The sequence below is a fragment of the Microbulbifer maximicatervae (SeqCode) genome, from assembly GCF_052467695.1.
Genome location: NZ_CP174320.1, coordinates 767,138 through 787,710 on the forward strand (window position 1 = coordinate 767,138; position 20,573 = coordinate 787,710).

The 20,573-nt window shown below is 49.4% G+C and carries 14 protein-coding genes; 7 read left to right on the forward strand and 7 right to left on the reverse strand.

Annotation, left to right across the window (positions count from 1 at the left end; translation table 11 throughout):
- Positions 1-12: 12 nt before the first annotated feature.
- Both ACJJI8_RS03275 and pstS read left to right on the forward strand, forming a co-directional pair.
- Entirely contained in the window at positions 13-1,935 is a 1,923-nt protein-coding gene (locus ACJJI8_RS03275; protein WP_444934258.1) for a PhoX family protein, read from the forward strand.
- A 111-nt stretch (positions 1,936-2,046) separates the two neighbouring features.
- Positions 2,047-3,129: a phosphate ABC transporter substrate-binding protein PstS gene (pstS, locus tag ACJJI8_RS03280; protein ID WP_444934259.1), complete on the forward strand. Its 1,083-nt coding sequence runs from the start codon at positions 2,047-2,049 to the stop codon at positions 3,127-3,129.
- Position 3,130: 1 nt separating this feature from the next.
- Here the strand turns inward: pstS and ACJJI8_RS03285 are convergent, their stop codons facing one another.
- The 3 genes from ACJJI8_RS03285 to ACJJI8_RS03295 all read right to left on the reverse strand — a co-directional run bounded on the left by ACJJI8_RS03285 (position 3,131) and on the right by ACJJI8_RS03295 (position 7,902).
- Positions 3,131-4,993, reverse strand: a complete 1,863-nt coding sequence (locus ACJJI8_RS03285; RefSeq protein ID WP_444934260.1) for a sensor domain-containing diguanylate cyclase — start codon at positions 4,991-4,993, stop codon at positions 3,131-3,133.
- Positions 4,994-6,409: 1,416 nt separating this feature from the next.
- Complete coding sequence (locus ACJJI8_RS03290; RefSeq protein ID WP_444934261.1) at positions 6,410-7,144, reverse strand: sulfite exporter TauE/SafE family protein; 735 nt, start codon at positions 7,142-7,144, stop codon at positions 6,410-6,412.
- A gap of 149 nt (positions 7,145-7,293) precedes the next feature.
- Positions 7,294-7,902, reverse strand: coding sequence for a MarC family protein (locus tag ACJJI8_RS03295; RefSeq protein ID WP_282931144.1), 609 nt, complete (start codon positions 7,900-7,902; stop codon positions 7,294-7,296).
- Positions 7,903-8,058: 156 nt separating this feature from the next.
- On the opposite strand from ACJJI8_RS03295, the gene aceK reads away from it, so the two are divergent.
- On the forward strand, positions 8,059-9,813 hold the full coding sequence (gene aceK, locus ACJJI8_RS03300; protein ID WP_444934262.1) for a bifunctional isocitrate dehydrogenase kinase/phosphatase: 1,755 nt from the start codon (positions 8,059-8,061) through the stop codon (positions 9,811-9,813).
- A 56-nt stretch (positions 9,814-9,869) separates the two neighbouring features.
- A complete protein-coding gene (locus ACJJI8_RS03305) occupies positions 9,870-10,379 on the forward strand; it encodes a hypothetical protein (protein ID WP_444934263.1) in 510 nt (169 codons plus the stop codon).
- 124 nt (positions 10,380-10,503) lie between these two features.
- Here ACJJI8_RS03305 and ppk1 (ACJJI8_RS03310) read toward each other — a convergent pair whose 3' ends face one another.
- Together ppk1 (ACJJI8_RS03310) and ppk1 (ACJJI8_RS03315) are read right to left on the reverse strand one after the other, a co-directional pair.
- Positions 10,504-12,555: a polyphosphate kinase 1 gene (gene ppk1 / locus ACJJI8_RS03310; protein WP_444907178.1), complete on the reverse strand. Its 2,052-nt coding sequence runs from the start codon at positions 12,553-12,555 to the stop codon at positions 10,504-10,506.
- Between the two features lie 360 nt (positions 12,556-12,915).
- The gene (ppk1, locus tag ACJJI8_RS03315) at positions 12,916-14,964 is read right to left on the reverse strand and encodes a polyphosphate kinase 1 (RefSeq protein WP_444934264.1); all 2,049 of its coding nucleotides are present in this window, start codon (positions 14,962-14,964) and stop codon (positions 12,916-12,918) included.
- A gap of 385 nt (positions 14,965-15,349) precedes the next feature.
- Here ppk1 (ACJJI8_RS03315) and ACJJI8_RS03320 point away from each other — a divergent pair, with 385 nt between their 5' ends.
- From ACJJI8_RS03320 to ACJJI8_RS03330, 3 genes are all read left to right on the forward strand, one after another.
- On the forward strand, positions 15,350-16,822 hold the full coding sequence (locus tag ACJJI8_RS03320; RefSeq protein WP_444934265.1) for a Ppx/GppA phosphatase family protein: 1,473 nt from the start codon (positions 15,350-15,352) through the stop codon (positions 16,820-16,822).
- Positions 16,823-16,837: 15 nt separating this feature from the next.
- Positions 16,838-18,361: a protein adenylyltransferase SelO gene (locus ACJJI8_RS03325; RefSeq protein WP_444934266.1), complete on the forward strand. Its 1,524-nt coding sequence runs from the start codon at positions 16,838-16,840 to the stop codon at positions 18,359-18,361.
- A gap of 183 nt (positions 18,362-18,544) precedes the next feature.
- On the forward strand, positions 18,545-18,964 hold the full coding sequence (locus tag ACJJI8_RS03330) for a DUF2147 domain-containing protein (protein WP_108734638.1): 420 nt from the start codon (positions 18,545-18,547) through the stop codon (positions 18,962-18,964).
- 64 nt (positions 18,965-19,028) lie between these two features.
- Here the strand turns inward: ACJJI8_RS03330 and ACJJI8_RS03335 are convergent, their stop codons facing one another.
- Both ACJJI8_RS03335 and ACJJI8_RS03340 read right to left on the reverse strand, forming a co-directional pair.
- Positions 19,029-20,108, reverse strand: coding sequence for an HlyD family secretion protein (locus ACJJI8_RS03335; RefSeq protein ID WP_282931136.1), 1,080 nt, complete (start codon positions 20,106-20,108; stop codon positions 19,029-19,031).
- On the reverse strand, positions 20,101-20,550 hold the full coding sequence (locus ACJJI8_RS03340) for a MarR family winged helix-turn-helix transcriptional regulator (protein ID WP_444934267.1): 450 nt from the start codon (positions 20,548-20,550) through the stop codon (positions 20,101-20,103). Before ACJJI8_RS03340 ends, ACJJI8_RS03335 begins: the two co-directional genes overlap by 8 nt.
- Between the last annotated feature and the right edge of the window lie 23 nt (positions 20,551-20,573).

Consider the following 20,573-nt stretch of genomic DNA (forward strand, 5'->3'; position numbering starts at 1 on the left):
TATGGAGCAGTCATGAACGAAAGCCCCACAAACCCAGCACGCAGATCTCTATTTAAAGTCCTGGGTGGTGTAACCGCCACCGGTACTGTAAGCAGCTTACTACCCGGCTGTAGTGAAAGTGAAAATCCCACACGCAACTCCCTCACCTTTAAAGAAATCCCCCATGGCCTGGATTACCAACACCATCTACCAGAGGGTTATAAATCCACGGTTCTATTGAGGTGGGGAGATCCCTTACATAGAGAGGAAACATCTTTTCAGCCTGAAGAACTTAGCGCCAGTAGCCAGGAACAGCGATTCGGTTACAACAACGATTTTATTGCTTTTATGCCCTTGGCAGCGGGGATCAGTTCAACCCATGGATACCTGCATATACAAAGTAAAAATAGTGATCGCGGGCTTTTATGTGTCAATCACGAATACACCCAGCCCCATCTAATGTTTCCCGGTTATAACGACGAATACAGTGCCACCAGAGGAGTGAGTGCCGAGCATGTGGCCATTGAACAGGCCGCCTGCGGACACTCCATCGTGGAAATTCGAAGAAGTAAACAGGGCTGGAAAGTAGTGGCTGACAGTCCCTATAACCGGCGGATAACTTCTACGACGCCAATGGAAATCACTGGCCCGGCCGCAGGCGACGAACGTTTGAAGACCCACCAAGATCCCAGCGGAACCCAGGTCCTCGGTACCATAGGTAACTGTGCAGGAGGAAAAACCCCATGGGGAACCGTATTAATTGCTGAAGAGGGGTTTGGTGGCGCTTTTCAGGGAGACCCAAAAAAGCTCGAAGATTCCCTGGAGATCGAAAACCATCAACTTTTTGGTATAAAACCGGAAAATCGCAACTGGGGTGACCACGACCGCCGATTTGATATTCAGGTAGAACCCCATGAGCCCAACCGATTCGGCTGGATGGTGGAGTTTGACCCCTATAACCCCCAATCAAAACCGCGCAAACTGACCAGTTTTGGGCGTTTTGAGCACGAAGGCTTTACCCTGGTCTGTAAACCGGGACAACCGATCGTTGCTTACGGCGGCGATGATGATGAACATCAATTTGTCTATCGCTATGTATCCCAAGATAACTATCAGCCCGAAGATCCCGATACAAACCGAAAGCTACTCGTTAATGGCTCGCTCTATGCCGCGCGCTTTGCCGACGATGGCAGTGGCGAATGGCTGCCGCTGATATATGGCCAGGGCCCACTGACCGCAGAGAATGGTTTTCGCAATCAAGCAGATGTAATGATTGATGCGCGCCGCGCAGCCGCGCTACTGGGAGCCACGCCAATGGATCGGCCGGAGGACGTGGAGACTAACCCCCACAATGATTGCACCTATGTAATGCTGACCAAAAACAAGAAGCGCAGCGATACCGATGCCGCCAACCCCCGCGCCCGCAATACTGCCGGCCATGTATTGGAAATAGCGCCCCCCGGGAAGAAGGGAAACCGCGACCACACAAGCGCACAATTTCAGTGGCAGCAATTTCTACTTGGCGGAAATCCCAATGCTGAAAACCCCGCTGAAAGGGGCGCCTATGGACAGCAGTCCCCTTACGATATCTCTGAGCACGGCTGGTTTGCCAATCCCGATAACGTTGCTTTCGACCCCAGGGGCAACATGTGGATTGCTACCGATGGCTGTGAGAGTTTTGGTTTCCACGATGGTCTTTGGGCCATGGCTACCGAGGGGCCCCTGCGAGCGGCACCCAAGCACTTCTTTGGTTGCCCGCAAGGGGCTGAGGTATGCGGGCCGGAATTTACCCCCGACGGAAAAACACTATTTATTGCTGTGCAGCACCCCGCCGATTCACGCAACTCAACTTATGACAATCCCCTGCACCGGTGGCCAGATAATAATCCCCAGTTACCACCTCGGCCGTCGGTACTGGCCATCTACCGCGAGGACGACCAAATAGTCGGTAGCTAGGCAATTGATATGACGAACCAGGGACCCTGCTAAAATTTTAATCTAAAGCAGTTTTCGGCCTCTCATCCCGCCTATAGGCAGGTTGCCAGAGGCCTATAAGCCGAGGTCCCTATGATATCGAGGTGTGCAACCCTTTTACGCCGCCTTACCGCCGTGCTGGCAACTGCCAGTTTTATCCTTGCCGCCACACCGGGATCTGCCCAGGTACCGGAAAATCCGGTCAATCTCCGGGGCAGTGGCGCCAGTTTCCCCTACCCAATCTATGTAGAGTGGTTTCGGCAGTTCACCCATCGGGAAAACAACATATTTATTTTCTACGAGATGAGCAGTAGCGGTGATGGCATCAGAGACTTTCTCGGTCACACAGTCGATTTTGCCGCCTCAGATGCTGCTATTGAGATCGATGAGTTACGCAACCTAAAAGGTGGTGGCGTGGTACTGCCGGTTACTGCTGGGGAAGTGGTACTGGTATTTAACCTCCCCGGGATCGATAATCTAAAACTGTCCAGGGAAGCTTATGTGGGGATTTTTCTGGGGGAAATCACCCACTGGGATGATCCCAAGATTGCAGCTGTAAATCCCGATATCAAGTTGCCAAGGGATGAGATCACCGTTGTTACCCGTTCTGAAAGTTCGGGTACCTCCTATATTTTTTCTGGGCATATGAGCAGTGTGAGTCAAGAGTTTCGCGAAAAAATTGGTTTGGACAGAACACCCAGTTGGCCAAAACTGCCCAGATTTAAAAGAGCGCCGGGCAATCAAGGCGTAGCCGCTAAAGTAAGAAAGAAAGTTGGGGCCATTGGCTATGTGGAGCACGGATTTGCTCAACTGGTAAACCTACCTGTGGCTTCACTGGAAAACCACGCGGGAAACTATATTGCCGCAGGCCCCAAGAGCGGAGCAGAGGCTCTTTCAGAGATTGAATTTCCAAAAGCATCACTACCAATTAGTGGAGCTCCCAACCTAATCGCCTGGATTTGGGACCCCAAAGGAGAAACAGCCTATCCCATTACCAGTTTTTCCTGGCTGTTGCTCTACGCAGACCAGGATGATCAAAAAGCACAGGCATTAAGGCAAATGCTGGTCTTTATGTTGAGTAACGCATCCCAAAGCCAGGCCGGAAGCTTGGGCCTGGTGCCCCTTCCGGAGAATATACGTCAAAAAGTACTCAATGCCGTTACCTACGTGCGCTAATTTACGTAGCTTCAGCGCACTCCACAATACGATTACGTCCAGCGCGTTTGGCCTGATACAACGCAGAGTCTGCCCGTCGCATTAGCTCCAGGATATCTTCTCGCCCCTGCAGACGGGCTATGCCAATACTTGCGGTAAACTGGGCTTGCCCAACTGCACTTTTAATCACGATTTTAGCGATATCCCGGTGTATACGATTGGCAACCTTCATAGCTCCTTCGACATTGGAGCTGAGTACTAGCGCGAATTCCTCCCCACCAATACGCCCGAAGATATCCACATCCCGCACGTGTTGAGAAATTACTCGGGCAGTCGCACAGAGTGCCTGATCGCCGATTAAGTGGCCATGAATATCATTAACAGATTTAAAATTGTCGATATCCAGCATTAATACACACAATGGCATTTGGTTATTAATTGCCACAGCCACCAGATTACTGGCCTCTTCGAAAAAGCAGCGGCGATTAAAAATACCTGTTAGCGGGTCTGTGCGCGCCTCCTCTTCAGCCTTGGCTTTAGCGTACTCCAATTCCTGTGTGCGAAGTTTTACCTGTTGCTCCAGCTCAGTTCTCGAGGCTTCCAGGTGTAGTAGATACCTTTTTTCTGCAGTCTCTTTTTGTTGCCTTAAACGTTTTACCAGTAATCCGATAGCTATCATTATTGCCAACATCTCAACAAAAGAGGCAACCGGGGGCCAATAGTAATTAATTGGATTGTGCACCACATAACCGAGATCCCTCATCGCCTGCACCAAAAGCCCCAACACCAAAACGCTCCAGGCTAAAGCAAAAACGGCCGCAGAAGTATCCCCCTGTCGCCAACGCACCAATGCGACAACAACAACGCCAGGATAGAAAAACAGAGCGAGCATCATGGAAATGTGCGCCAGAGCTTCCCACTGCAGAACAACGCAAATAACCAGGAATAAACCATTGAGTAAAATTAATTTTAAAAAGTAATCCAGTCTTGGGGTGTACTTTGCCGTTTCAAGAAAGTATCGGGCAAAAAGAATTCCGGTCAGAATCGCCACAGCACTACTAATCGATTGATAGCGCCAATCAAATTGTTCTTGGAACAAATATTGATGGGTATATCCCAGCAGAGATCCCCACACCCAAATTTTCGTTACAGAATATAACGAGTATAGATACAGGATATTCTTACGCGCAGTAATAGCACCAATCAGCGCAAGAATGGCCATCAAAAAATAGCCACCAAAAAGAAATGACGTTAAAATAGCCTCAGCCTTACTCCTCTCTTCAAGTTGTTCAGGTCGCCAAATGCGCATACTGGGAAAGGCAACACCTAAAACTCCAACATCAAATTTAACCATCATTTCCTTTGATGCAAAGGGGGGGATTTTAAGTGGGAAAGCAAAGCGATGATGCTTGATTTCTCGACTGGAAAAAGTCTGATTCGCAGACAGGCTTGCCAGCTCCGTGTAAGGCTGACTGCCGCCCTGAATCCTGGAAAAGGCCGTCAGCCCATCGAGCTGGTTATCCACATATTCAATCGAGACATAAACTGTTTCACTACTGGAATTTTTTAATATGAAGTGAGACCAGAAGGCTCCGGATTTAAGCCCGGTAGATCCGGCAGTTCCCAAGGGAAGAAAAAATTTATTTTTGTAAGCTTTTTCAGCTTCAATAATGTTTCCAAACCCTGCTGGGTCATGCCAAATTGCATTTAGGCCACTCAGTTTACTTCCTCCATCCAACGAGGTGATATCCACAACTGTATGGGGGTAACTGGGCATAGAAAGAAGTATGGCAAACATCAGCACTGCACAACAAACCAAACGGTTGTGCCATTTAGGGCCGCCCTTTTGAGTCCACAGTTCAAACTCACCAATTGTTTTTTTCATTCTTACTATGTAGATACGCAACAATTTCCGTCTTCATAAAGACCAAATCAGTCATAATGGATACTGACTTCCAAAGTGAATTGATAATGCTTGTTGTATTTCAGAGAAATAGCTTCCATACAAGAAAGTCATCAATTCATACTTAAATAAAATAGCTATGTATGAATTCTACAAGTCCGCACCTGTACAAAAAACACACTAGTAAGGACTTTAAATTATCAGGTACAACTTTTTTCTACTCCCCCTATTTGGCAGTTTCACTCTTCATTTATCAAGCGCTTAAGTAATGTGTTTTATGCCTTTTAGCTTGAAATAAGGGTACACAGGCTGTTACGCCGTCTTACACCTTGGGACTAATCCTTAAAATCAAGTATTAATTAGGAGAGACAAAGAATACAAAATCTTAAATGCGCCAAAGAGAAAATTCCTGTTAACGATTACATTTGACTACCCACATCAAATTTAAATATTGTCTCTAGAACGCTAAATTTAGAAATTGTTGCTGATCCGGGGATCTCATCGTTGTTTACCAATCAGTACATATAGAAAATATGCCACTCTTAAATATTAAGGAGCCTCTAAAGAACAGCTGAATACAATTGGGCTTATCTCACAACACAAGTATTGAACCCTCCCTTAGACCAAACAATGAACCGCTAGTCATTCCTCAAGCAGGTTTCTGATATAAGGAGCCCGGTGAATTTCAGTGCAACTGGAGAGCTATCAAATAGCTAGCCTTACCAAACTAGACGCCACGATGTCGTCTACAATATCTAGGACCATCGCTTGATCTTCTTCCTGAGTAGAGCAGTTACTCCCCCTCTGGTATTTAGCGGCGGGTTGCTTATCAGTCAGCATGCTCCCAGGGTCTAAAAGTTGTTGCTCTACTACTTATGTCAAAGCCTCTTAAACCGTATTGGAGATACTTATGTTTAATAATGTTGGCTGGATTGTGGAGGCGAAAATAAAGAACGGACAGGAACAGGCCTTTAAGTCAATTGTTGATGAAATGGTAGAGATAATCTAGCAGCAAGAAACGGGGACACTGAATTATCAGTACTATATTTCTGATAGTGGAGAACTTATTGTATACGAGCATTTCAAAGATGTAAGTGCCGCGCATAAACATGTGGATACCTGGGAGAATTATTCAGAGCGCTGGCTCAAGACGGCAGAACCCACTCGCGTCATCTATTTAGGCGATCTTCCCAAAGATCTTCAGGCACGCCATGCAGGCCTAACCCCCCAGCAGTATCACACCTATGCAGGATTCGAGCGCAGCCATTAATAAACTGAATATAAAAAATTATACTAATTCTTATGATGATAGTATTGTAATTAGGAGTGCGAATTTTAATTCTTTGCTTTCCAAACGGTTAGTTTTAGCAATAAATTATAAATACTATCCCTATAAATCTAAGCCATGTCATAAAGCGCTTTTATCACTAGTACCAAGCCACACAAGAACATTACCAATAGAGTGTATTTCCTAAACTTTTTAAAGCTGACCTGATTCAATCTCCTTTTCGCGAGGGTTACACCAATAACCCCCCCAAGCCCAGCCGCCACACCATAGAATGCCAACTCTAGGGATACCGCCGAGAATGTAATATAAGTTCCCAGCTTTACAAGCTGCATTAACAGCCCATTAAAGGCCTTAGTGGCTATCAGGGATTCTTTCTCGAGGCCATAATTCAGCAAGAAAGGGTTCTTAAGCGGACCCATTGCCCCAATAAGACCGGAAGCAAAAGCGGTCACCAATCCCAAAGGTAAAAAATAGGGAAGTGACATGGGAAAAGATCTTTCCCTATGGCCAAAGCGATACTGAAGTATCGTGGACATTAAAAAAAGCCCAACCACTATTTGTATCCACTCTGGGGACATCTGTGTATAGGAATATGCACCTAGCAATGCCCCGACTAAGCTTCCTGGAGTAAGCCAGCGTACTACCCGCCAATCAATATAGGACCAGAAAACCAGTGCCCGGTAGGGCGAAGCCAGGCACTTGGCAATGGTTACCGTTGGTGCAACCAGGTGTGGGCCAACGATAAAGCTAATCACTGGAACAAGGAGCAGTGCCCCGCCCCCGGCCGCAAGCGTGCTGATATACCAAATCAAGACGCCAAAAAACAGCAGCAATAGCTCTATCATTTTACCGCTTCAGAAGTCACCAAAATCACAGTGAATAAAGTAGAAATTCAGGCTTGGGCGCAATTCCAACACTAACCGGCAATCCAATACTCTCTTCACTAGAAGAAACGCAGCCTTAGCTCAACCAGTACAATACCAAATGCCAGTAGCTAAATTGAAAAGAACTGCTGAATCCCGACAAGTACATTGGTTGTTGCTACGGAGGCCAGGATCAGCCCCATAACGCGACTTACGATACTGGCCCCGGCATCACCAATAAATCGATATATCCAGTTGGCAGTCAGCAACAGCAATATCACTATCGCCAACACCGCTATCATGGCAGATGCTGTACTCAGCTGATGAACCACATCAAATCGATGGTTATCTGTGAGTACCACAGCCGCGAGCATGGCTCCGGGTGAGGCAATGGAGGGCACCGCAAGAGGGAAAATCGCTGTCTCATGCCCCTCACGGATGATTTCTATCTCCTGCTCTGGCTTGCTCTCACCAAATATCATGGTTAAGGCAAACAGGAACAGGACGACGCCTCCAGCTACCTGAAATGCAGAAAGGGGCACGCCAATCGCCTCGAGGAAGAATTGCCCTGCGACCAAAAAGAACAACAAGATCCCGGTGGCAACGAGTACTGCCAGCCAGGCTATCCTGCGCTTTTGCCACTCTGCATGTCGTGAAGTGACTGCGATAAACACTGGCAGAGTACCCACCGGGTCAATCACAGCAAAGAAAAAGACAAAGCTACTGATCCAATCGTTCAATTGGGACTCCGACGTGCCGTGCTACTATCCGCTTAATTAGAGCCCCAGGCAGTATGGGCAGGACCGGAGCGAGGTGTGCTTAGGGGGTCCAACGCCGTTATCTACGGTAACTGCTGGCGCAAGCGTAACTTGTAACTTAGAAAAAAAGTCTAGTGCATGACGAATCACTCACCGACCGCCCGACGCATCGCTAAAACCATCCTCAATGGTTTTGACGCCTATTTCGCAGACTATCAGAACATCACTTTGGGCGCCAAGGCCCGTTTTGAAACCGCCTCCTGGCAAGCGGCACATGAGGCCAATAAAGCCCGGATCGATCTTTACAAAACCAAGGTCACCCAAGTGGTGGACCTGGTCCATTCGGTAACCAGCAAGGACACCAGCCAGCTGGAGCTGTGGCGTGATGCCCGCGCCACTTATGCACAGCTGATTGCCAATCACAGCAATTATGAGATCGCCGAGACCTTTTTTAACTCGGTGTTTTGCAGCCAGTTTCACCACACCAACATTCACGACAGCAATATCTTCGTCAAGCCGTCCCGAGCACCGGAAGACAAACCGCTACGGGATTACAGCATCTATATCAGTTACAGCGGCCGCCACGGCCTCGAGTGTATGGTCGAAGATATTCTCAAGGATTTCAGCTTCTCCACGCCCTGGGAGAATATGGAGCGCGACATTGCCCATATCTGCGAATCCCTGCGCAGCGCCCCCCTGGCCAATGTGGACAACGAGAAACACTTGCGGGTGGACATGCTGGAGTCGGTTTTCTACCGTAACAAAGCGGCCTATCTGGTGGGGCGCATAATCCTGAACGGCGAAGTTATCCCCATGATCCTGCCCTGCCTAAACAACGGGCGCGGCGGTATTTTTGTGGACACCCTTATCTACAATAACGACTCCGCCAGTATTATTTTCAGTTTTACCCGTTCCTACTTTATGGTGGATGCGCCAATCCCCTCCCGCTTTGTGCGCTTCCTGTCCACCATTATGCCGCTCAAGGAGAAGTCTGAGCTTTACAACTCTATCGGCTTCCACAAACACGGTAAGACCGAGTTCTACCGCCATATCCTCGCCCATATGAAGGTCAGTAACGACAAGTTTGTTATTGCACCGGGCATTAAAGGGATGGTGATGAGTGTATTCACATTGCCCTCCTACCCGGTGGTATTTAAAGTCATTAAAGATGAGTTCGACCAGCCGAAAACTGTCACCGAGAAGATCGTAAAAGAAAAGTACAAGTTCGTATCCCGCTCTGACCGGGTCGGCCGTATGGCTGACACCCAGGAGTACTCTTACTTTATTTTCTACCGCAATCGCTTCAGTGAAGAGCTGATCAAAGAACTGCAGGAAGTGGCACCATCAAAACTGATCATTGATGAGAAGCGGGTCATCATCAAACATCTATATGTAGAGCGGCGTATGGAACCGCTTAACCTCTACCTGCAACACGCCAATGAAGAGCAAACTAGAGAAGCCATGGAAGAATATGGCAATGCCATCAAACAGCTGGCAGCCGCAAATATCTTCCCAGGCGACATGTTGCTGAAAAACTTTGGGGTTACCCGTCACGGGCGGGTAGTCTTCTACGATTACGATGAACTCTGCCCATTGACGGAATGTAACTTCCGCAAGATTCCCGAAGCTCATACCTCTGAGCAGGAGCTGGCCGACAAGCCCTGGTATACCGTCGCAGAAGCCGACGTCTTCCCGGAAGAATTCCGCCTGTTCTTCTCTGGCAATCCCACCGCGCGCGCTGCATTCGAAAAGCAGCACGGCGATTTATACAACTATCGCTTCTGGAAACTCTTACAAGATCGTATTCGCGCCGGACATGTGGAGAGTGCTTTCCCCTATCGACGCAAGTGGCGTTTCCCGCGCCGTTCCCATAACCGTGCACAACAAAAGTAGACGACCAATCTATGACTATATTGGTAGGAGGACTTTTCCAAGGGAGCGGATAATCCGTGCATATTTTTCGCTGGGCTCTAGTTGCCGCAACTGTTTCCCTGCTGACGACCAGCGGTTGCGGCTATTTCCCCAGCGAGATGTCCATCCCCGGTAAGCTTCCGCCGGCAAAGCGCCCACCACCTTACGCACGAATCACAGGAAAACCCCACGTAGTTAGCTGCGCAACCCCCGCTCGGGGGTTTCCAACCCTGTCCTTTGATGAAGTGTTTACTTTTACCGAAAATCCGCGACAACCATTCGTAGAGTCATACGGCCTCCCCCAACAGTTCGACGTGATTGCCTATGTCTGGGGCGCGGAAAGGTGTACGCCAGCAGCCTTCTGTAACTACGGAGATTATTACCAGCTGCTGGGACGAGGACCCAGAGGCGACTTTGCGACCTGGATCTCAACACCACAATATCCCCGTATTACGATTCAATCCCCCTGCGGCCAGCGGCTGAATGTGGGCCAGGGCTATCGTTTTTCATTTAGTGATGGACAACTGGTGGGATTTAGCCCCAACTAAAGAAAAGAGTTGCCTCTAGCGTGATAGACAGTATTTGAGACATGCGGTGAAGACACCCAGTTAGGTCTGTAAAGCATCTATGCCCATACACCCTTGGGCACCGTACAATTCCCTTCTGCCTTTTTTAGTACCTCTGGGAATGCTTCTTCAAGTAGCGGTAAATAGCGTCCTGGGCCCGACAACCTCTACTCCCTTCATTAGCCAATCTGGTATTGGTTTGACCGGCATCAATTAAGCGGGCCTTCTGATTATCATGCCACTGTAATTCCATGATCTTCTTAATGGTTCGGAGGTGTCGAGAATTGGTCACCGGGTAAGTGACTTCGATCCGTTGATCCAGACAGCGGTTTTTCAGGTTTGCAGAGGACATCCACATCAGTTCATCGCCACCATTATGAAACACATAAATCCTTGCATGCTCCAGAAACTTATCCACCAAACTGATCACCTTAATATTGTCGGATAATCCAGGAGTGTCGCATACCAAAGAGCACTCACCGCGAACGAGTAATCGAATCTCTACTCCCGCAGCGCTCGCCCGATAAAGGTGGGCAATCAGCTTGCTGTCTATCAGGCTGTTGCACTTAAAGAATATGCCAGCTTTACGCCCAGCAAGGGCAGCCTCTATTTCCCGGTTTATGGCCTGCTCAAACGAACTTCTCAATGAGAAAGGAGAAACGATAATATGCTTGAAAACCTGTTTTGTATTGGGGAATCGCATAAATTCAAACAAGTTATAGATGTCGCGCCCCACTCCCTGATCATTAGTCAATACACTGAAATCACAGTAGACACGAGCAGTACTCTCGTTAAAATTCCCTGTTCCCAACTGGGTATAAAAGCGATTCTTTCCCTGTTCACGGCGAACTACAGAAATTAACTTCGCATGAACCTCCATTTCTGGAACACCGTAAACAACCAACACTCCTGCTTCTATTAATTTACGGGACCAATAAATATTGGCTTTTTCATCAAAACTCGCCCGCAATTCAACAACCGCAATTACTTTTTTATTATTTCTAGCCGCATTAATTAACGCCGCGATTACCCTTGAGTTTTTCGCCATTCGATACAAAGTAATACGTATCTCTTTTACCTGCGGGTCAATAGAGGCCGAAGCAAGGAAATTTGTTATTGCCCAAAAATCATGATACGGATAACAGAACAATCCATCATCGTCTTGCAATTGGTCAAAAATATTTTCACTGGTGGATAAAGCCAAGAGCGGTGCCGGCCTTCTATACCGACAACTTTTGGAGTCCGGGGCAAAGCCCATAAGATCTTTGGAGTTGTGATAACGCCCACCAGGGGTATAACTATCCCTGGATCCCATCTTCAGCTTTTTCTTAATCAGCTCCAACAGTGTATTAGGCATTTCCATGTCGTAAGCAAGACGTACCGGCTCTGCACGCTTACGCTGTTTGAGCGACCGTTCAACACGTTCGAGAATATCCCGGTTGACATACTCCCCCAGCTCAATATCTGCATCCCGACTTATCTTGAACATATATGCCTTGGCAGAAAGAATAGGCAGGACATTGCGGAAGACTTCTTCCAAGCACACTCGAATAATATTATCCAGAACGATGTAAACTTTCTCTTTCCTGCCTTGTCGCGATGGAATTTCCAGGAACCGGGGAAGAATAGCAGTAGGAATCTCCATAACTGCATATCTGCTTGGCTCCCCTTTTAAATTCAAAGTGATAGCGAAATAGATATTGTTGTCACTCAGCAATGGCATTGCTGATCTGCCATCGATAAAAAAAGGCTCTAACTCCGGTAAAACCAGACTATGGAAATAATTTTTTACAAATCCCAACTGATGGCTATTTAAACTATCTTCTCGAACAAGATAAATACTATGCTTTTTCAATCCCGATAACACTTTGACATAAGCTTCGGCATAGCGCTTTTCAAGCGTCAAAATACGATCATTAATAGTTTTCAATAGCTGGGAAAAGTGCTCCCTCTGCCCCACACCAGAATCAATACTCGCCAACCTCCGTACACCAGCAACCTTAATGCGGAAAAACTCATCCATATTCTGGGAGAAAATTCCGAGAAAGTGTACCCGTTCGATAGCCGGGACTGTTTCATCCTCGGCTTCCTGTAGTACTCGCTCATTAAAAGATAGCCAGCTTAATTCGCTGGGAAATAGAGGAATATCATTCAGCATAGATAGAGCACTTCACCAACGCTTCTACTATTGATCACCAAAATACAGATACCAGCCTCCCCAAATCCGCCCTACTGGTACAGAGCTTAAAATCTGGCTAACTATAAAATAATAGAACAAGGTGACAGCGTATTTTTGGATTCACTCCTTGTGATATCGGCTATAAAACCAACAGTAGAGCTTCTATCTTGGTAGCGGGATCAATAAATAAAGGAAAGATGCACTCTATCATGAGTGATAGCCTAAATTGGGTAGAATAATGATGTTAGCAGTGCAAATGGTATTTGTGACCCCACAGACAAACTGAAGGGTCACCTTTTTATCTAGGGAAGGTCTACAGCCCATTACTGACGATCTATACTACTCCGCCTCGCGCTGCTTTAAAAAGCGATAGATGGCATCCTGAGATCGACAACCTTTTCGTCCCTCATTAGCTAACTTGGAATTTGTTTGCCTGGCATCAATCAGCCGTGCCTTCTGATTATCACTCCACTGCAATTCCATAATTTTGCGAACTGTAGCCTGGTGCTCCGGATTCATAAGCGGGAAAGTGACTTCAACTCGCTGATCCAGGTTTCGTTTCATCAGGTCCGCCGAAGACAACCACATCAGCTCATCACCACCATTGTGAAAAATATAGACTCTGGCATGCTCCAGGTACTTATCTACCAAACTGATAATACGAATATTGTCTGATACGCCCGGAGTCTCACAAACCAATGCACACATCCCACGAACGATAATACGAATTTTTACACCTGCGGCACTGGCACGATACAGCTGCTCAATAATCTGGCTATCCACAAGGTTATTGCACTTGAAAAATAGCGCCGCTTCCTTCCCTGCCTGGGCGGCATCAATTTCACGATCTATCGCTGCAGTAATCGCATCCCGATAGAAAAATGGTGAAGTGATAATACGTTTAAAAGAAGGGCGCTTACGCGGTGCCTGCATAAACTCAAATACATTGTACACGTCCCGACCCAGCTCCTGGTTATTGGTCAATAAGCTAAAATCGCAATAGACCTTCGCTGTATTCTCATTAAAGTTACCGGTGCCTAGATGGCTGTAGAAACGGTCTTTGCCATCCTCGCGACGAAGCACAGAAATTAACTTGCAATGTACTTTGAGATTGGGCATGCCATACACTACATTCACCCCGGCATCGCTCAACTCATGGGACCAATGGATATTGGCCTTTTCATCAAAGCGCGCCCGCAACTCCACCACCGCAGTCACTTTTTTGTTATTGCGAACCGCATTTACCAGAGCCGCAACTACACGGGAGTTCTTTGCTACCCGGTAGAGATTAATCCGAATTTCTTTTACCTGAGGGTCTAGTGCGGCAGATGCCAGGAAATTGACAATCGCATGGAAGTCATAATAGGGATAATAATAAAGCCGATCCCCTGCGCATAGCTGTGAAAATACACTTTCATTTTTCGGTAAGGCTGGCAGTGGTGTGAGGCGCTTATAGCGAAGTCGGGCGGATTCTCCCGGAAATTTCATCAAATCTTTAGAATTGTGATAACGCCCACCGGGGGTATAGGTATCATAACGCCCCATTTTCAGTTTCTTCTTTACCAACTCCAGTAAAGCCTCAGGCATATCACCATCGTATGCCATACGCACCGGATCTGCACGCTTTCTCTTTTTTAGTGAGCGCTCCATTCGGTCGAGAATATTCTGGGTTACCTCTTCACTTAACTCCAACTCAGCATCGCGACTGATCTTAAAGGTATAGGCGCTGGCTTTAGCGATAGGCACCACATGGCGAAATATTTCTTTAAGGCATCCCCGGATAATATTATCGAGAACGATGTAGACTTTCTCCCGCTTCCCCTCCCGTGGAGGAATCTCCACAAAGCGGGGAAGTGTATCCGTAGGAATCTCCATTGCCACATAGCGCTCGGTACCATCATCCAACTCAAGTGCTATCGCAAAATAGATACTGGTTTCATTAATCAAAGGCATGGGCTTGCGCCCATCGATAAAGAATGGTTCCAACTCAGGCAGCACTTCCCGGTGAAAGTAACTTTCTACAAACTGGCGCTGGTTATCGCTAAGCGAAGTCTCCCTAACCACATGGATATCATGCTTTGCCAGATCCTTTAAAGCTTTGTTATAGGCCTTCGCATAGCGCAACTGTAACCTCAATACTCGATTATTAATCGATTGCAATAGATTACTGTAATATTCCTTCTTTTCTCCGCCAACGGAAAAGGCTGCTAAACGACGTACCGCTGCAACATGCACACGGAAAAACTCATCCAAGTTATTAGAGAAGATTCCCAAAAAATGTACGCGCTCAATAACAGGCACACTTTCATCTTCCACCTCCTGTAAAACACGCTCGTTAAATGAAAGCCAGCTCAACTCTTTGGGAAATAGAGGCACATCGTTAGACATTGCAAAACCATAAAACGCACCCAGTATCTGACGGCAGTTTAAAAATCCAGATTATTCTGGAAGCGGCCTTAACACGGGGCTGAGGGTCAAGATTAAGTAAAGAAATATGCCACTGAAATGTGGCTGTGAGCAAGCGCCTATAGCAATATAACGATCTAGTATGGCTTCACAGTTTTCTGCCACACTGTTTCAGTCCATAAATTGGCACAAATAAATAAAAAATATCTTTTATTTATAAAAGATATTTAATAATTTTGTAACACTTTTATAGGTTGCGCCTTTTTGGTGCGCTGTAAATTGACTGCACCCACTATTGGACTGAAAAGTGGCAAAATGAATAATAGAGCGTCCGGCTCCATACATTAGCGCTTTCAACGGGATATTGATGCAAGCTCCAAACGAACGCTATGCCGCCCTAGATTTGGGCTCAAACAGTTTTCATCTGCTCCTGGCGGAATTTCGCGATCAGCGCATGGTACGCCTGCACACAGACAGAGCCATGGTGCGCCTGGCCGAGGGGCTGGATATTAACCACCACTTGGACCCGGCAGTAACCGAACGTGCCCTGGCTGCTCTGCAACGCTTTCAACCAGTGATGGATAAACTGCCCCTCGACCATGTGCGTGTCGTGGGTACAAATACACTGCGTATGGCTGCGGCCAATGCCGATGGCTTTTTGGAAGAAGTGGAATCAATACTCGGTGTGCCAGTGGAAATTATCAGCGGTATCGAGGAGGCCCGCCTGATCTTCACCGGGGTTCTCGCCGCCGCCAATGGCCCCCCTCGCTTGCGCTGCATTATTGATATTGGCGGTGGCTCTACGGAGCTGGTTCGCGGTGGTGATACTCCACAGCAACTGGAAAGCCTGGATATAGGCTGTGTTTCCTACAGTAAACGTTTCTTCGCCGATGGCCTGATCAGCCGCAACACTGTAAACCACTTCCAGCGCGCGCGGCGAGCGGCGCGGGCCGAATTGCAGGAGCTACAGCATATTGCCGAAGGCGCGGAAGTTACCGGTTGCTCCGGGACTATCAAAGCGGTTGCCAGGATTTGCAATGATGGTGAAGTAAAGGCGATCAAGCGCGGGGATATCGATCAGCTTGCGCACCGGGTTTCCTCCGCCAAACATATCGCGGACCTGGATTTGCCCTACCTGGATGAAGAGCGTCGCCCGGTATTCGCTGCCGGCTTAGCGATACTGCATGCAATATTCTGCGAACTCGACATTATGCGTATGGAAGTCTCCCCCTATGCAATCCGCGAGGGCATAGTGCACGACTTGGCCGGGCGCTTGCACGGCGGGGATCGACGTGCAGATACGATTGCCGCCATGGTAGAGCGCTGGCAGGTAGATACCAACCAGGCTAAACGTGTCAGTTCCACCTCACTCAAGCTCCTGCAGCAGTTGCGCCCCCAGTACCCACCAGAAGGCAAGGTGCGACTGCACTGGGCTATCCAGTTGCACGAAACCGGCCTGGCCCTAACTCACAGCAGCTTCCGCAAGCTGGGGGCCTATATGGTTAAACACGCCGATATGGCCGGATTTGCCAAAAGTGAACAGGAGCACCTGGCCTATCTGGTGCACAACCAACGGGGAAGAATCAAACCGCCACGGGAGCACTATGGCTTCCACCCCAGCCCAGACCTTCTGTTATGCCTGCGCCTCGGATGTATTATTCACCGGGACCGCACCGAACGCAGCCTGGACGGCTTAAAGCTATATGACCAGGGAGACGCCTATCACCTGGAAGCCGATCAACAGTGGCTGGAGGATAGCCCGGCAATTGCAGAATTGTTGGAGCAGGAAGAGCAACACTGGCGCTCACAGAATCGGCCCCTACAGATAACGGCGGTATAAGAGCCAGGGGCCCTTGTGAGCCACTCTGAACACTGGCGTTTTACGCAAATATTCACCCTACAATCAAAAGCTATGAAACTGAGCGAAGTCACTCTCGAACACCACTATGCGGATATGGGGGAAGCCTTTGGCACCCCCATAGCACCCACTCCTTTCCGCCACCCCAAGGTAATCGATACCAACCCTTCAGTGCTGCAACTATTGGGAATAGATCCCAACGAGAAATCTGCCCCCGCCTGGGCCGAGCTGGGCTGCGGCGCCCGCCTGTTTAAGGGAAGCCGCCCATTTGCGATGAAATACACCGGTCACCAGTTCGGGGTCTACAACCCGGACCTGGGGGATGGGCGAGCACTGCTGTTGGGTGAAATCGAGAGTGAAGGCCGGCGCTGGGAACTGCATTTAAAGGGTGCAGGAAAAACGCCCTACTCCCGCTTTGGCGATGGCCGCGCAGTATTGCGCTCCACCATACGGGAGTACCTCGCCAGTGAGGCACTCTACGGCCTCGGTATTCCCAGCACCCGGGCACTGTGCATTGTCGGAAGCGACGAACCAGTCACCCGAGAGAAAATCGAAACCGGGGCCATGCTGATCCGAGTGGCGGAAAGCCATGTGCGTTTCGGTCACTTTGAATACCTGTTTTACACCAAGCAACTGGAGGCCCTACAGGAGTTGATCGGGGTTATTTGCCGGCGCTTTATACCGGGTACAGAGGGTATAGCAGTGGGCGACCAAGCTGAAGCACTGCTGCGCTTTACCACCCGCCGCAGTGCAGAGCTAGTGGCAGCCTGGCAGTCCGAAGGCTTTGCCCACGGCGTGCTCAACACCGATAACATGTCGATTATTGGCGACACCTTTGACTACGGGCCCTACGCCTTCCTGGACGACTACGACCCCACTTTTATCTGCAACCACTCCGACCACACCGGCCGCTACGCCTTTGAGCAACAGCCTGGTGTCGTACTGTGGAACCTGAATGCTCTAGCCCATTCACTGTCGGCCTTTGTCGGTGTAGACGCTCTGCGCGAATGCCTGGAGCAATTCCAGCCGGTGGTAAGCGAGGCCTATGCGCAACGTATGCGGGCCAAACTGGGCCTGGAAAAAGAAGAGGATGGCGACCAGGCCCTCTGCTCGGAACTGCTGAAGTTGCTTCAACACGGCGAGGCTGACTACAGCCTGTTTTTCCGCGCCCTGGCCCACTACCGGGGGGAGCGTCCGGCCAGCGCTTTACACGAGTTACTCAAACCCTCTCACCACAGCGCCCTGGATCAGTGGCTGGAGCACTATGATCGCCGCCTCACCCGGGAGACAAATAACTCCCGGGAGCGCAATCTAGCCATGCTGTCAGTCAACCCGAAATACATTCTGCGCAATTATTTGGCACAGAAGGTCATCGAGGCTGCTGAAGATGGCGACTATCATCCTTTGCGGACTCTGCGCCAGTTACTGCAATCCCCTTTCGCCGAGCACCCGGAGCGAGAAGTCTGGGCCAGTGCACCGCCAGAATCCGGCAAGCGTATCCCCTTGAGCTGTTCCTCTTGAAGGTGCCTTTGGATAACTCACAAAGGTCCCGAAATTGGGACAAATAGAAAGAAAAGGCAGGGATATGTGGCCAAATGCTACTTTTTGACTGTTAGATTTTACCTGATGACGACTAGCCCACTGCCCTCGTAGGTGACTTGATGTAATATCTGGGTCACCCTACTTTACATAGGAAAATAAGTGATGATTAGAAACCTGCTTCTGGCCACCTTTGGCCTGCTGTTCGCCCTGCAGGCCAGTGCTGCAGATATCCTGGGCAACTGGCGCACTATCGATGACGAGACCGGAGAGACAAAGTCCATCGTCAACATCTATGAAAAGGATGGGAAGTATTACGGCAAGGTAGTGGATCTTCTGATGAAGCCTAACGACACCGTTTGCGACAAGTGCCCAGGCGACCTGAAAGGTAAGCCCATTGTCGGCATGGATGTCATCAGCGGGCTGGAAAAGAAAGGGAAAAAATACGAGGACGGGGAAATTCTCGACCCGGTTAAAGGCAAGGTTTACGACCTGAAAGTCTGGCTGGAGGATGACAACACCCTTAAGCTGCGCGGCTACCTGGGCTTCCTCTACCGCACCCAAACTTGGCACCGAGTTCAATAAGCAACTAGGTGCAGCTCTCGGGCCCGAGTTCTATCGGGCCCAGAAACCTCTCTCTCAAGCCCAGTTAAAGCACCACCCTGCCGCTTTCACCGCTCGTTGCACGGGCCGACACCACTTTATCGTCTTCACTGGTATCAATTCGTACCTTGGCGCTCATACCTGCGCGCAGAGGCGGAGAATCCTTGAGGGGGTATAGACGCAATCGCACAGGCACCCGCTGCACGACTTTCTCCCACTTGCCACTGGCATTCTGCGGCGGTGTGGAAGCAAACTCACTGCCACTGGCGGGGCTCATACTGTCCACCTGAGCCTGCCACTCAAAATCCGGGTAGGCATCCAGGGTCACTTCCGCTTGCTGACCCGTGCGCACGCGACCCAGCTCAGTCTCTTTCAGGTTGGCCTCCACCCAAAGGCCAGTGGAGCCAATCATTTGCAGCAGGTTAATGCCCAGAGTGGCCATCTCCCCCACCTTGGGTACGGTATTGGCAATAGTGCCATCCACAGGAGCAATAATGCGCGTGCGCGATAACTGGTAGCGGGCGGTATCCAGTTGCGCTTGAGCCACTTTTAAATCTGCCTGCTCTTCCAGGGCAATACTGGGATCACCTCCCAGTTCAGCGCGCAAGCTGGAGAGCTTCTCAGCATTAATGGTGATCTGTGCACGGGCCCGCTCCAGCTGCTGGCGGGCGCTGTCCAGCTCCGCCTCGGAAAACGCCACCTTGCTCAGTTTTTCATTGCGCTCCAACTGGCGGCGATAAAAGTCCGCATCTTTGCGTGCCTGCTGCAACGCAGCATCTGCTTCAGCATATTCCGAACGACGAGCGAGCAATTCGTTGCGCACCTGGGCCAGGCGCGCCTCCGCCTCAGTCACCGCCAGTTCGAAGGCCGTGCGGTCGATCTGAATCAATAATTGCCCTTTCTCCACGACCTGGTTGGCACTCACCAGCACCTGAGTGACAACACCACTAACCTCGGGCGCCAGGGAAATCTTGTCCGCTTTCACGTAAGCGTTCTCTGTCTCGACAATATCGCTACCGCGCAACAGGTTCCATCCCCCTATCAGGACGGCCAGTACCAGGAAAAAGGAGAGTGCGAACTCTCGTTGTCCGGCGCGGTCTAGCTTAATGGACAGCTTTTCAGTCACATTCAATCTCTTCACGTGTCAAATTCTTGCGCAACCGCAATAGCAGCGACTGCAATTGATCCATCTCTGTGGCGGAAAAGCCCGCCAGTGCCTCACTGCGGATCTGCTGGGCTACACCGCCCAGTAACTCAAGGGCCGGCATTGCCTGCTCCGTCAGATAAATACGGAAACAGCGCCGGTCCTCGGGATCGGGCCTCCGCTCCACCAGTCCCTCCTGCTGGAGGTTATCCAGCTGGCGCGCCAGACTGATCGGCGCTAGGTCCAGGCGCTCGGCCAACTCTGCCTGCTTGAGGCCCTCCTCGCGCAGTAGATGCCAAAGCACCTGCCAGCGGGATCCACTCAGCCCATGGTCCTTGGCTCTGCGGTCAAAGTTTCGCCGCAGCAGCCGTGCTGCACTGTGTAGTTCAAAACTCATTTCAGTAACGGCATCTTCCCTGGACATATCTACTCTCCCTGTCTAAGGCC

What these genes read in the sequence shown, in the direction of transcription:
- aceK (WP_444934262.1), top strand. Translation starts at nt 8,059, where the DNA reads ATGACGAATCACTCACCGACCGCCCGACGCATCGCTAAAACCATCCTC.
- ACJJI8_RS03285 (WP_444934260.1), bottom strand. Translation starts at nt 4,993, where the DNA reads ATGAAAAAAACAATTGGTGAGTTTGAACTGTGGACTCAAAAGGGCGGC.
- ppk1 (WP_444907178.1), bottom strand. Translation starts at nt 12,555, where the DNA reads ATGCTGAATGATATTCCTCTATTTCCCAGCGAATTAAGCTGGCTATCT.
- ACJJI8_RS03330 (WP_108734638.1), top strand. Translation starts at nt 18,545, where the DNA reads ATGATTAGAAACCTGCTTCTGGCCACCTTTGGCCTGCTGTTCGCCCTG.
- ACJJI8_RS03275 (WP_444934258.1), top strand. Translation starts at nt 13, where the DNA reads ATGAACGAAAGCCCCACAAACCCAGCACGCAGATCTCTATTTAAAGTC.
- ACJJI8_RS03290 (WP_444934261.1), bottom strand. Translation starts at nt 7,144, where the DNA reads ATGATAGAGCTATTGCTGCTGTTTTTTGGCGTCTTGATTTGGTATATC.
- ACJJI8_RS03340 (WP_444934267.1), bottom strand. Translation starts at nt 20,550, where the DNA reads ATGTCCAGGGAAGATGCCGTTACTGAAATGAGTTTTGAACTACACAGT.
- pstS (WP_444934259.1), top strand. Translation starts at nt 2,047, where the DNA reads ATGATATCGAGGTGTGCAACCCTTTTACGCCGCCTTACCGCCGTGCTG.
- ppk1 (WP_444934264.1), bottom strand. Translation starts at nt 14,964, where the DNA reads ATGTCTAACGATGTGCCTCTATTTCCCAAAGAGTTGAGCTGGCTTTCA.
- ACJJI8_RS03320 (WP_444934265.1), top strand. Translation starts at nt 15,350, where the DNA reads ATGCAAGCTCCAAACGAACGCTATGCCGCCCTAGATTTGGGCTCAAAC.